General features: G+C 30.8%; 11 protein-coding genes and 1 tRNA gene. 5 read left to right on the top strand and 7 right to left on the bottom strand.

From position 1 onward, the window contains the following. Window positions 1-57 precede the first annotated feature (57 nt). The 3 genes from GQR95_RS13440 to GQR95_RS13430 all read left to right on the top strand — a co-directional run bounded on the left by GQR95_RS13440 (window position 58) and on the right by GQR95_RS13430 (window position 7,807). Window positions 58-2,571, top strand: a complete 2,514-nt coding sequence (locus GQR95_RS13440) for a hypothetical protein (RefSeq protein WP_159023643.1) — start codon at window positions 58-60, stop codon at window positions 2,569-2,571. A 78-nt stretch (window positions 2,572-2,649) separates the two neighbouring features. After that, the gene (locus GQR95_RS13435; RefSeq protein ID WP_159023642.1) at window positions 2,650-5,202 is read left to right on the top strand and encodes a hypothetical protein; all 2,553 of its coding nucleotides are present in this window, start codon (window positions 2,650-2,652) and stop codon (window positions 5,200-5,202) included. 82 nt (window positions 5,203-5,284) lie between these two features. After that, entirely contained in the window at window positions 5,285-7,807 is a 2,523-nt protein-coding gene (locus GQR95_RS13430; RefSeq protein WP_159023641.1) for a hypothetical protein, read from the top strand. A gap of 54 nt (window positions 7,808-7,861) precedes the next feature. Here GQR95_RS13430 and GQR95_RS13425 read toward each other — a convergent pair. After that, window positions 7,862-7,934 (bottom strand) — tRNA-Gly (locus tag GQR95_RS13425). A gap of 249 nt (window positions 7,935-8,183) precedes the next feature. Further along, window positions 8,184-8,360 carry a histone H1 gene (locus tag GQR95_RS13420; RefSeq protein ID WP_159023640.1) on the bottom strand — a complete coding sequence of 59 codons (177 nt, stop codon included), beginning with the start codon at window positions 8,358-8,360 and terminating at the stop codon, window positions 8,184-8,186. 364 nt (window positions 8,361-8,724) lie between these two features. Here GQR95_RS13420 and GQR95_RS13415 point away from each other — a divergent pair, with 364 nt between their 5' ends. After that, entirely contained in the window at window positions 8,725-9,672 is a 948-nt protein-coding gene (locus GQR95_RS13415) for a multidrug resistance efflux transporter family protein (protein WP_159023639.1), read from the top strand. A gap of 91 nt (window positions 9,673-9,763) precedes the next feature. Here the strand turns inward: GQR95_RS13415 and GQR95_RS13410 are convergent, their stop codons facing one another. The 5 genes from GQR95_RS13410 to GQR95_RS13390 are packed head-to-tail and all read right to left on the bottom strand — an operon-like array spanning window position 9,764 to window position 12,761. Continuing rightward, on the bottom strand, window positions 9,764-10,390 hold the full coding sequence (locus GQR95_RS13410) for a flavin reductase family protein (RefSeq protein WP_159023638.1): 627 nt from the start codon (window positions 10,388-10,390) through the stop codon (window positions 9,764-9,766). After that, window positions 10,390-11,850 carry a cryptochrome/deoxyribodipyrimidine photo-lyase family protein gene (locus GQR95_RS13405; protein WP_159023637.1) on the bottom strand — a complete coding sequence of 487 codons (1,461 nt, stop codon included), beginning with the start codon at window positions 11,848-11,850 and terminating at the stop codon, window positions 10,390-10,392. The genes GQR95_RS13410 and GQR95_RS13405 overlap by 1 nt, the downstream gene beginning before the upstream one ends. 32 nt (window positions 11,851-11,882) lie before the next feature. Continuing rightward, window positions 11,883-12,173 carry a TIGR03643 family protein gene (locus GQR95_RS13400; protein ID WP_159023636.1) on the bottom strand — a complete coding sequence of 97 codons (291 nt, stop codon included), beginning with the start codon at window positions 12,171-12,173 and terminating at the stop codon, window positions 11,883-11,885. Between the two features lie 7 nt (window positions 12,174-12,180). After that, entirely contained in the window at window positions 12,181-12,582 is a 402-nt protein-coding gene (locus tag GQR95_RS13395; protein WP_159023635.1) for a DUF2452 domain-containing protein, read from the bottom strand. Window positions 12,583-12,596: 14 nt separating this feature from the next. Then, window positions 12,597-12,761, bottom strand: a complete 165-nt coding sequence (locus GQR95_RS13390) for a Lacal_2735 family protein (protein WP_159023634.1) — start codon at window positions 12,759-12,761, stop codon at window positions 12,597-12,599. A 205-nt stretch (window positions 12,762-12,966) separates the two neighbouring features. On the opposite strand from GQR95_RS13390, the gene GQR95_RS13385 reads away from it, so the two are divergent. Further along, window positions 12,967-13,239 (top strand): hypothetical protein, encoded by a 273-nt coding sequence (locus tag GQR95_RS13385; RefSeq protein ID WP_159023633.1) that lies wholly within the window; start codon window positions 12,967-12,969, stop codon window positions 13,237-13,239. Window positions 13,240-13,298 lie beyond the last annotated feature (59 nt).

Genomic DNA, 13,298 nt, shown 5'->3' with positions numbered 1-13,298 from the left:
GTGACAAAAAACATCTGATTTTAAAATAGGTTTGTATCATCAAAAATAAACAGCCTTATGATATTTGCTAAACACGAACTTGGTTTCAACTTTTATAAAGACGAAGCATCTTTTGAAAAAATTAAAGGATGTGACAATTACCCAGAAGATTTTTATTACGAGATTTTTGTACTTGCTAAATCTACTAAAAACAAGCAGATTAGAACCGAATGTGCCAATATCATAAAAAAACAGGCACCAGAAGCTTTACAGTTAGCTTTTAAAAGTCGAAAAAAAATAACGCTGATAGAAGATTCTTCTTCTTTTAACAAGAAGCTGATTGCTATATTAGAGTACGGTGTACTTTCAGAAGATCTAGATCTTTTTAAACTATTTACACTTGTTTGTGGGCATTTAACGCTTTCGCTTGAATATGCAAAAAAAGAAATCATTGAATTTTTCATAGAAACACCACGTCTTTTAAGTCAGTTTAATGGTATTAAAGAGTTATCAATTAGCACCTCTAGACAGAAAGAAGGTTTTAGTAGCGTTGTAAACAACATAACGCAACTTACCTCATTAGAAAAACTAGAACTTGACATTGATTATAAATACATACCAGAAGAACTAGAACGATTAGTTAACTTAAAAGAGTTTATACTAGAAGCACCTAACTTAGTATGGGTTCCCGTAGGAATAACCAAGTTAAAAGCACTTAAAAAGTTGGAGTTTAGAGGGGATTTTCGTTTTGGTGATGACGATCCTAACCCTAACATAGTTAACTTTACTTGGCTTACAGAACTTACAAGTTTAAAGCATTTAAGAATAGGTTCTTTTACAGTGCAAGATCTCTCTGGTGTAGAGCTTCCGGCAAGTTTAAAAGAATTAGAGCTTTTTAGGTTAGAAAATCTAACCGCTTTACCAGAAACACTTGGTCACTTACCTAAATTGAAAAAATTAAGGTTAAGTGGTATGGAATCGTTAGAACACTTTCCTGCATCTGTTAGTGAATTCAAAACCTTAGAGGTTTTTGAAGCTGTGTATTTATCTAAGTTAAAAAAAGTTCCTGCATCTTTTATTTTTGGACCAAATATTAAACGTTTACTGGGTTTCCATACAGAGTTTATGCCTTATGGTGAAACACCTGTAACTAAGCTAAAAAGAATCGTTTTTACCCATCCAGAGCTTCTTAGTTTTGTATTAGATAATGCCTTGTCTTTTACTAATTTAAAAGAGATAGAAATTAATTGTGATGCACCAAAAAGAAGAAGTGCACATACGCTTTCTGCATTTAAAAAACTTAAAAATCTTAAGTATAGATTAGCACATCATTTAGAATGGGTTTTAGAGGGTATTCACGAATGTAAAAAGCTAGAAGACGTTCTTGTTTTCGGAATATACGATGCGACTAATGCTAAAATGACAAATGCTGATGTTGCTAATTTCCCTCAAGCATTTTCTAGAGTAAAGCATTTGCAAACCTTACGCGTGCACCGTGCAAAAGCACTAGTTTTAAATACAGATTATTTACCTATAAAGACAGACAGTCTTACCATTACAGATATAAAAGTCATTGAGCCAGGTGTTGAAGATTTTGAGGTAAATCATATAAAAGTAATAGATACACCTATTACCGCATTGCAAAAATTTTATTCGGTAATACGTGCTAAAAAAATGAAGTTAGGCGATGAAAATAGAGTTAAAAATGAGATTTTAGATTTTGATAATTTTAAAGACCCTGAAAACATTAAAAATTTCATATTTAATACTAATGTAAAAGGCTTAGATAAGGCATTAAAAGCACTTTGTAATTTACAAACACTAACCATTGATTTTAATAAAGATAATGCCGAACAAAACAATGGTTTAACCGCTTATACACACCATAATTTAAAAAACTTAACCATTAAAAATTTTAATGGCAACACTAGTGTTATTAAATTATTATTAGAGCATACGCCTCATCTAGAATTTTTAGAAATTTACGATTGTGTAGGACTTGCAGACTTACCTAAAATTACTTTAAACAAACTAAAAACACTGAAATTATTTTATAGCGATGATATACAGTCTATAGAAAACTTAACAGTGCCCAACATAGAACTATTTAAAGTTTTATCGTGTGACAATTTTGGTTACGATGCTATGGTTACGGCATCGCATTGGAAAACGCTTAAATTTCTTTGGTTAGAAAGCATTAGTAAAGATGTTGAAAGCTATCCTGAGACTATTGCAGACTTAAATTTAGATACCTTTTTTATTGATGGTTGTTACGCTAAGAGACAAATCCCGAAATGGATAGGAAAAATGAAATCCTTACGAGTTTTAGGTATAGAAAACTTTAGGCGTTCCCCATTACCGGAAGAATTAGCCGAATTAACCCAATTAAAAATAATGAGTATTAGAGGCTGTGATTTTTCAGAACAAGTGTCTGATAAATTTAAGAATTTGAATTTAGAGGATTTAATTTACAGGTATTCAAAATTTAATGGAAACAATATGAAATCTTCTAAATACTACGCATTAGCTGGAAATAAATTATTAAAAGAGGATTTTGATAACAGATATGAAAAATATAATCTGTACTGTTAAAGAAATTTAAGCACAACGTACTGTATCTAAAAAACCTGTTTCCAAAAGAAATTTATACCCTAAAAATTAACGATTACTATGACAAAATTAATAGAAACCCCTGTTTTTGATTTTTTTGAAATTGACAAAACTTATGACGTTATTAAGGCCTTTAAAAACTTTCCAGAAGATTTCTATTATGAAATTTTTGTGATAGCAAAATCAACATCTAATAAAAAAAATAGAACAGAATGTGCTAACATCATAAAAAAACAAGCCCCAGAAGCGTTACAAATAGCCTTTAAAAGCCGAAAAAAAATAACACAAAAAGGAAATATAATAACTTCAAGCCCTAGAATGATTTCCATTTTAGAATATGGATTGCTATCTGAAGACTTAGACCTTGTTAAATTACATTACCTAATAACTAGTCGGCCATATAGAGAATGGAAATCAGAACTTGGATTTTTTCATTTTTCAACAGATTTTTTAGATCGATTGTTAGAACATCCTCATATATTAAGTCGATTTAACGGTATTAAGAGCTTAAAAATTCATCTAAAAGGACAAGGGAATAAATATGATAGTATTCTTAAAGAAATATCAAAATTAACGTCTTTAGAAGAAATAGATCTCGAAGGTGATTATGAACAACTACCAGAGGATTTTGGTAATTTATTAAATTTAAATAAATTAAAGTTTGTTGCGCCTTGTCTAAAAAGGTTTCCAAGTACAATGTCTCAATTAATAGCCTTAAAAAAATTACGTATTGAAGGCGATTATTTAAGCCTTAGCACTAATGACAATATGAATCTAACCGATTTTAATTGGCTTACAAAACTTACTGAATTAGAAGAGTTGAAACTTCATTTTGTGGGCGTTCAAGATTTGTCTCAAGTTGTGTTTCCAGCAACCTTAAAACAAATAGAATTTTTTTGCTTAGATGAATTAACAGCATTGCCTAAAGATGTTAGCCATTTAAAGCAACTAAAAGAGTTTGAGCTTTTATCTAAAAGTATTGATAGCTTACCAAGTGGTTTTGATGATTTACCAAAATTAGAACTTTTTCAACTTCATGCGCCTAAGATAGATTCTATATCATCTACCTTGTTTTTTGGAGATGCGTCTAGATGTTTTGAAGAAACGCCTAGACCTAAATTAGAAACAAAAATTTCATATAGCGAAGAAACTAATATTTCACCAATGACGGAAGTAAGTTTGCGAGAATCTATAGAAATAGATTCGCCCAAGCTACTTAATTTTGTTTTAGATAATGCTGCGTTTTTCCCTAATTTAAAGACGATTACAGTAGATTGTGAAGCACCAGAAACTCCACATAAAATAGCATTAGCAGCATTTAAAAACCTAAAAACGCTTAACTATAAGCTAGAGCATAAATTAGATTGGCTTTTTGAAGGAATTGAGCAATGTACAAAACTTAAAAATGTAGAATTATACAGGTTTCAAGAGTCAGGTACTAGAGATTTCAAATTAGCGGTTAGAATTTTTCCTAATGTATTTTCAAAAATTGAGCAGTTAGAAAACTTGACGATTAAAAATGCGAGTGCTTTAGTTGTAGACACCGACCATTTACCTAAGCATATTACCAATTTGACGATTTCTGAAATTAAAGGCATAAATGCAGGAACAGAACAGTTTGATGTATTTCATCTGGAAATTAAAGACACACCAATACTTAATTTACAGCAATTTTATGCAATAATTAGTGCTGCTAAATTTAATTTAGGATATAGAAATGTTGATGTAAATAATGTGTTAGATTTTGAAACTTTTAGACATCCAGAGAAAATTGAATCATTTGATTTTACCAGTGATGTGAGTCAGTTAGAGAGCTTATTAAAAAACTTTGTGAATTTAAAAGAGCTTACCATTACGTTTAAAAAAAATAAGCCCGAACATAACAATGCATTAACTGCTCATCAGCATAAAAATTTAAAAGTATTAAAAATTGATAGTTATAACGGAACTACCGAGGCTTTAGAACGTTTATTAACACATACACCAAACCTTGAATTTTTAGACGTATTTGAAGCCAGAGGTTTTGATGCTTTTCCTGCGGTAACATTGCCTCATCTTAAAAAATTAATAATGCAGAGTGTAGCTGTTAAAACCATAGACAATCTAAACGTTGAAACTATTGAAGCTGTAAAACTGATACATTGTGATCATATTAACGATGAAAGTATTGAAGTGATATCGCGTTGGAATTCTTTAAATCACCTTTGGTTAGAAGGTTTAGATGAAAATGGAGCTATATACCCTGAATCGATTTCTGAGTTAAAATTAGAAACGCTTTTTATCAGTGCACATCATAAAGAAGAAAAAATACCTACTTGGATTGCCAATCTTAAAAACCTACGCGTATTAGGAATAAACAATTTTAAACAAGTGGTTTTACCTGTAGAATTAGCAACACTAACACAGCTTGAAGTATTAAGCATTAGTGGTTGTGAATTTTCTGAAAAAGTAGCCGAAGAATTTAGAAACCTTAACCTGCAAAAATTGGTGTATTGGACCTCTAAATTTAATGGTAGCAATATGAAATCTGAAATCTATGAGCCATTAGAAAATAAATTAGTGTCTCAAAGAGATTTTGATGATATAGATAGTGAAGCGCCTTTTAGGGTGTAGCTAAAAAAATAAATTACAACGTACCGCAATCTAAAAAACCTGTTTCCAAAAGAAATTTATACTTTAAAAATTAACGATTATTATGACAAAACTAGCAGAAACATCTGTTTTCAAGTTTTATACAATGGATGAATATTATGAAGACATTAAAAAGTGTAAAAACTTTCCAGAGGATTTTTATTATGAAATTTTTGTGATTGCAAAAGCAACATCTAATAAAAAAAATAGAACAGAGTGTGCTAACATCATAAAAAAACAAGCCCCAGAAGCTTTACAAATTGCTTTTAAAAGTCGAAAAAGAATAACACAAAAAGGAAAGCGTGTAGCCAGAATGATTTCTATTTTAGAATATGGATTGCTATCTGAAGACTTAGACCTTCTTAAATTATATAACCTAATTGGTGGAGCATCAGAACTATGGCTTTTTCATTCTTCGACAGATTTTTTAGATAGCTTGTTAGAACATCCTCATATATTAAGCCGATTTAACGGCATAAAAAGTTTAGAAATCCATTTAAAAGATTTTGGTAATAAATATGATAGTATTCTTAATGAGATATCAAAATTAACGTCTTTAGAAGAAATAGATATAGAGGGTGAGTTTGAGCAACTACCAGAGGATTTTGGTAATTTATCAAATTTAAAAAAACTAAAGCTTGTTGCACCTTCTTTAAAAAAGTTTCCAAGTACAATGTCTCAGCTAACAGCCTTAAAAAAGATAAATATTATAGGTGCTTATTGGACAGGAAGATCTACTTCCAATATAAATCTAACCGATTTTAATTGGCTTACAAAATTTACTGAATTAAAAAAGTTGAAACTACGTTTTATCGGCGTTCAAGACCTGTCTCAAGTCGAGTTTCCTGCATTCTTAAAAATTATAGAATTGTTTGGCTTAGATGAATTAACAGCATTGCCTAAAGATGTTAGTCATTTAAAGCAACTAAAACAGTTTGAGCTTTTATCTAAAAGCATAGCTAGCTTACCAAGTGGTTTTGATGATTTACCAAAATTAGAACTTTTTCAACTTTGTGCTCCTAAGATAGATTCTATATCGTCTACCTTGTTTTTTGGAGATGCCTCTAGATGTTTTGGAGATATTCCTAGACCTAAATTAGAAACAAAAATTACATATAGCAAAACTAATATTACACCAATGACGGAAGTAAGTCTTCGAGAGTCTATAGAAATAGATTCGCCTAAACTTCTGAACTTTGTGTTAGATAATGCTGCGTTTTTTCCTAATTTAAAGACGATAACTGTAGATTGTGAAGCACCAGAAATTCCGCATAAAATAGCATTAGCTGCATTTAAAAATTTAGCAACGCTTCATTATAAACTAGAACATAAATTAGATTGGCTTTTTGAAGGAATTGAGCAATGTAAAAAACTTAAAAATGTAGAATTATACAGATTTCAAGAGTCAGGTACTAGAGATATAAAATTAGCGGTTAGAATTTTTCCTACACTGTTTTCAAAAATAGAGCATTTAGAAAACTTAACTATTAAAAATGCGAGTGCTTTAGTTGTAGACACCGACCATTTACCTAGACAAATTACCAATTTAACTATTTCTGAAATTAAAGGCATAAATGCAGGAACAGAACAATTTGATGTGTTTCATCTAGAAATTAAAGCCACACCAATTCTTAATTTACAGCAATTTTATGCAATAATTAGTGCTGCTAAATTTAATCTAGGACATAGAAATAATGATGTAAATAATGTATTAGATTTTGAAACTTTTAGACATCCAGAGAAAATTGAATCATTTGATTTTACCAGTGATGTGAGTCAGTTAGAGAGCTTATTAAAAAACTTCGTGAATTTAAAAGAGCTTACCATTACGTTTAAAAAAAATAAGCCAGAACATAACAATGCATTAACAGCCTTTAATCATCCCAATTTAAAAGTATTAAGAATAGATAGTTATAACGGAACTACCGAAGCTTTAGAACGTTTATTAGCCCACACACCAAACCTTGAGTTTTTAGATGTATTTGAAGCCAGAGGTTTTGATGATTTTCCTGCTGTAAATTTACTTCAGCTTAAAAAATTAATAATGCAGAGTGTAGCTGTTAAAACCATAGACAACCTTAAAATTGAAACTATTAAAGCTGTAAAACTGATCCATTGTGATAACATCAGTGATGAAAGTATTGAAGTGATATCGCGTTGGAATTCTTTAAAACACCTTTGGTTAGAAGGTTTAGATGAAAATGGAGCTATATACCCTGAATCGATTTCTGAGTTAAAATTAGAAACGCTTTTTATCAGCGCACATCATAAAGAAGAAAAAATTCCGATTTGGATTGCCAATCTTAAAAACTTACGTGTGTTAGGAATAAACAATTTCAAACAAGTTGTTTTACCGGTAGAACTTGCATCATTAAAACAGCTTGAAGTATTAAGTATTAGTGGTTGTGATTTCTCTGAAAAAGTATCTGAAGACTTTAGAAGCCTTAACCTACAAAAATTGGTGTATTGGACCTCTAAATTTAATGGTAGTAATATGAAATCTGAAATCTACGAGCCATTGGAAAATAAATTAGTGTCTCAAAGAAATTTTGATGATATAGATAGTGAAGTGCCTTTTAGAATGTAATGGCATACTCTTTATCGCAAAAAAAAGAGCTTCATATTTTTATGAAGCTCTTTGAGCGAGAGACCGGGTTCGAACCGGCGACATTCAGCTTGGAAGGCTGACGCTCTACCAACTGAGCTACTCTCGCAATTTTGGTAAGCGGATGCAAATATATAGATATTTTATAAAATCATCCTAATTTTTACCCTTAGAATTTCAAAGTTTTTAAGCTTTAAAATTAAACTTCTTATTTTTAGTTAATTACATAAACCGTTTAGCACGGCTTATAATTAAAAAGTAAATAATTAGTGTTTTTCTGCCCAATTTAAGGCTTTAAAATTTTAAGAGTAGAGTAATATAATCCTCCTCTTTATTTCTAAAGAGGAGGTATGTTTTTTTATTTTTTTGATTCAGCAACAGAAACCTTACGGAATTCTTTTAAAAGTTTTTCTAAAGCTAAAGATGATTTTCTTGCTCTAGTACCAGCTGCTTTATTTCCACTTTCTAATTGTAAATCTGCATCAACTTGAAATGCTTCAGTTGTGCTTTTGATGTTTTCAATAAGTTCTTTCATAACTTGTTTATTAAAATTTGAATTTAAAAATGCGAAAGTATAATTATTCCGTTTAAAAACACACAAGTAAAAGCTAAAATATAGCAAAAACTAAAGTTTAGGCTTCAAATAAAACCATTTAATTACATGCCAAATTAGTCTAATGTGCTTTTTTATAACGATATAGCTTTGTTAAGAGGTGTACGGTTAGAAGCTAATTTTTTTTGAAATTTTATATGATATTATTCAATATAATTAAGAGTTTAGATAAATAAAGGTGAACTTATTTTATATACATTTATAGTCTGCATTTAAGTTCTAAAATAATTCTTTAAAAGAATTGACTATAACCGTAACGTTTTAAAAATTATAATATCATTTTTTAATGAAATCAAATAAATCAATTGCCATTTCTTTAGGTGTATTATCGGCCTTATTTTTTGCAGTAACTTTTGTGTTTAATAGACTAATGTCTGTACAGGGCGGACATTGGATTTGGAGTTCTTCGTTACGTTTCTTTTGGATGGTTCCTTTTTTATTAGTTCTGGTTATTTTAAGAAAAAACTTAAAGCCATTATTAATACAAATGAAACAGAGTCCGTGGCAATGGATACTTTGGAGCACCGTAGGATTTGGTGTCTTTTATGCGCCTCTAACTTTTGCTGCAGCTTACGGACCGTCTTGGTTAGTGGCTAGTACGTGGCAAATAACTATTGTTGCAGGTATGATAATTTCACCAATTATAAATAAGACAAGTTTTAAAAATACCATATCGTTTCAGGCTCTTGTGTTCTCTTTAATTATATTATTGGGTATTTTAATCATGCAAATTAGTCAAGCAAAATCTATATCTACTGAGGAACTCTTGTTTGGAACAATTCCCGTTTTAATAGCTGCTTTTGCATATCCTTTAGGAAATAGAAAAATGATGCAAGTCTCGAATGGTAAACTTAATGCCATACAGCGCACATTGGGAATGACTATAGCGAGTTTACCATTTTGGATTCTATTATCCCTTTACGGAATTTCTATAGATGAATTGCCTAGCGAACCACAAGTATATCAGACATTAGTAGTGGCTATTTGTTCTGGTGTAATTGCAACTATTTTGTTTTTTATGGCAACAGATAAAGTGCGAAACGACGAAAAAGCATTAGCTTCTGTAGAAGCAACACAGTCTGCCGAAGTGCTTTTTGCTTTATTAGGAGAGGTACTAATATTAAAAAGTCATTTGCCAGATATTTATTCAATAATAGGCATTGTTTTAGTTATTGTAGGAATGCTTTTGCATAGTTTTAAAAAAGAAAAAACGGTTGTAAGTAAGGCGTCGTAAAAATTCTAATTCTAGATTATTAGCTATACTGTTTTACCGTTTTAGTTCATTTAAATGAAGAAAAACAATACGTTATCTTTTATTTTTAATATTAAAATTCTGGTACTTCGTTTACTCTAACATACGGATGGTTCTCAATCTTTTTTAGCGTGTAATAACTGTTTAGTCCAGAAATACCTATACTATTTGTAGCTTCTAAATCTATATCTCCATTTAAAAGAGCATTATCAGGAATAATAAGATGCTCTATTTCGCCTATAATTAAAGTTGTGCCATTTAGTTTTATATCTAAAGCTTCTTTAAAACGAAGCCCTATTTTAAAATTACTTTCTTTAACAAAAGGCGCTTTAAAATCGGTTATATATTCTTCTGTTAGTTTACAGCGTTCAAACTCTGAGATTTCAGATTCAAATTTAGCAGATGTATAATGTGCCTTTTCAATAAATTCTGGATGTATATGGTTTATTGTATACATTTCGTTTTCCTTAATATTGCGAATGGTGTGGCCAACATCGGCTGTTTGTGGTCTAGCAATAAAGCCTAATAGGGCAGGGTCGCTTCCTAAATGTACTACAGAACTAAATATAGCAAGATTAGTTTTTCCTTGATTATTTATAGTTCCTATAAGGTTTGCAGGCTTTATCCCAGAAACCGAGTTTATTATTTTTAACCTAGTAATACGGTCAAGTGCTTTTATGTCTTCTTTATTGTAAATCATTATGTTGTTTGGTTTACGTGCGTATTTAATATTCTGTTTTTTTCTTGCTGTACAGCCGGATGATTTTTATGTCCCCAAATTTTATCTCTAGCCATTCGTGCACTTTCTTGTAAATTTACAATTGGCAAAGGGTAATCTTCGCCTAAAATAACGCCACAAAAGGTTTGTTCCATCATTGTCATATTCCAAGGTTCATGAATATATGCTATTGGAACATTAGTAAGTTCTGGAATCCATTTTTTTATAAATAGACCTTCAGGGGCGTGTTCCTGCGAGTTTTTTACAGGATTATATAAACGTACAGTATTTACACCTGTTGTTCCGGCTTGCATTTGAAATTGCGGATAATGAATACCAGGCTCGTAATCTAAAAATTGTCTTGCTAAATGGTAAGTCCCATCTCTCCAATCTTGGTCTAGATTAAGTGTTAAAAACGAAACAACCATGGCGCGCATTCTAAAATTAATCCATCCTGTTTGTGCTACAGCTCGCATACACGCATCAATTAAAGGGTAGCCTGTTGTTCCTGTTTTCCATGCTTTAATGAATGCTTCATTTTTGTTATGTGCTAATAATTCATAACCTTTATTAATGCAATCTGTTTCGTAACTACATTCTACTTCAAACTTCTGAATAAAATGACAATGCCAATGTAATCGTGTTAGCATTGCAGAAAAAGCCCGATCGTTTTTTGTACCGTTAGGATGCGTTCCTACAAATTGAAAGGCTTGCTTAATACTTATATTTCCCCATGCTAAATATGGTGATAATCTGCTACAAGACAGTCTGCTTTCTGTAGGTTTAGAAATGTGTTTTTGGTAATTAGAACCTCGCTTGTCTGCAAACGATTTTAAATACCGCCATGCATTTAATTCTCCTGCGGGCTGAAACTGTTTTGGATACGTTTTTAATTCTGTTTCTAGTTTAATAGGCAGTGAAAAAGGATGATTTAAAGGTCCAATTTTAGAAGTGGAATAGTTGTTTTGAAGTATTGGCGTGTGCATTTTTCTATGCCACTGTTTATTCCAATCGTCTCTGTTTTTAATTCCGCGTAAAATGCCGTCACGCTGAGATTCTTTCCAAATAACAGCATGCTCTTTACAAAAAGAATGAACTTTTTTATCGCGTTCCCAAGTCAGTTGAATTCCGCTTTCGCGAAAACTGAATATAGATTTAATATGATAAGCTTCATTTAAATATTTAAAAATCGTAATCGCTTCACCATAAAATAGGTTTACGGTTCTATTAAACGGCTCTAAAGTCTTGTTTAAAGCGTTTATAGAATGATATATAAATTTTAAATGTCTTGGGCTAGTATCGGGATATTCAATAAGTGTAGGCTCAAATAAATATATTATAATGTATGGCAGTTCCGATTGTTCTGCGTAAAAAAGAGGTTCGTGATCTTGAGAACGTATATCACGTTTTAACCACACTATATTTATAGATTCTTTCTTCAATAATTAAGCTAATTTGTTTAAGATAACAGTATTTATCGTTTACTTATGGCATTGCCAGAAATAGCCTTTTGGCGAGAACATTTAAAACGTGTAATATCTGGATTACGTTTTTTTAGGTGTTTCTGACTTACACCACTATTTACTCGTTTACGCCAGCGTTTAAAACTAGATGCTTTTAAGTTGCCACGCATTAATTTAATAACGTCTTTTTCTGTTAAGTTAAACTGAAATAGAATTGCTTCAAAAGGTGTGCGATCTTCCCAAGCCATTTCTATAATGCGGTCTAGTTGTCTTTCTGTAAATTCTTTTACTTCTGTTGCCATATTGATGTTATATTTTTTCCCAAATTTGATCTGCATTTAAATAGAAACTCCCAAGCGCATCAAAACGGCATTGTTCTGGTGCAATAATAGATAGAAATGTTTCTCCATTTTCTCTTTTGTAGAGATGATATGTTTCGCCTAAAATAGGTTCAAAAGTAAATTTCGCATCAAAAATGAGCTTGTTATATTCAAACTGTTGCATCATATTTTCATATTCCGCTTTCAATTCTAAATATTTCGATTTTACTTTATGGTTAACCTTATTAATACTTCTGTTTTTCCACGGAATATTATCTGTAGTTGTAATTACAGGAGCTCCTACAGAAGTTGCATACGGTTTTATTGAGGCATCATATTTTTGTGTTTCAGGATTAAAAACAACAGCATCTGGTTTTTTGTCTTCCTCCATATTTTAGAACTAAATTAAGTCAGTTTTTCAAGTTTTTTCATAATCTCGTCTGCTTCAAATACTTTCTGATCGCTTAATGTTCTATTTGTGGTAGATAAAGTATGAGCGTCCTTTAATAGCTTTTCGTATTGCGCTTGCAATTTTTCTTTTTCTGATTTCTTTTTAAATAATCCGAACATATTTTTTATTTAAGGTGTGAATAATAGTGCTTATAAAGATACATAATGTTTCGCTTTTTAAAATATGAAAACATAAGATTTCCCTAATAGAGTTAACAATTATACGTTTAGGTTTATTAAGAATTATGAAATAAGTAATTATTAGTAGAAATTTATTAAAACTATCTATTTTGTTATCTTATAAGAAAAATATAATATTGAGAGTATGCTTATAAAAAGAGTATTACTTTTTGTATTATTAATTACTTTACACTTTACTTCTTTTGCACAAAAAGGGAATAGTAAAAATCTAGATTTGGTGTTTTTCGATTATTGTTCTGAACAGGTTATAACTCCTGAATATGAAGTTGAAGTCTTTACGAAGCTTAATTACACCTTAATAACAATATTTGTTAAACGTGGCGATTTAATTAGCCATTACGTAACATGGCTTAAACCCGATAGCGATACAATACGTATACCGAAGATCAAACTATAATTAAGTCTTAGACTATAGATGGTACATTACTAGAAACGGAAAAAAGAATGCGTGACGAT

Origin of the sequence: Formosa sp. L2A11, assembly GCF_009796865.1 — a bacterium.
Classification (GTDB): Bacteria; Bacteroidota; Bacteroidia; order Flavobacteriales; family Flavobacteriaceae; genus Formosa.
Note: the sequence above shows the minus strand (reverse complement) of the source record. Positions and strands in the feature narration are given on the sequence as shown.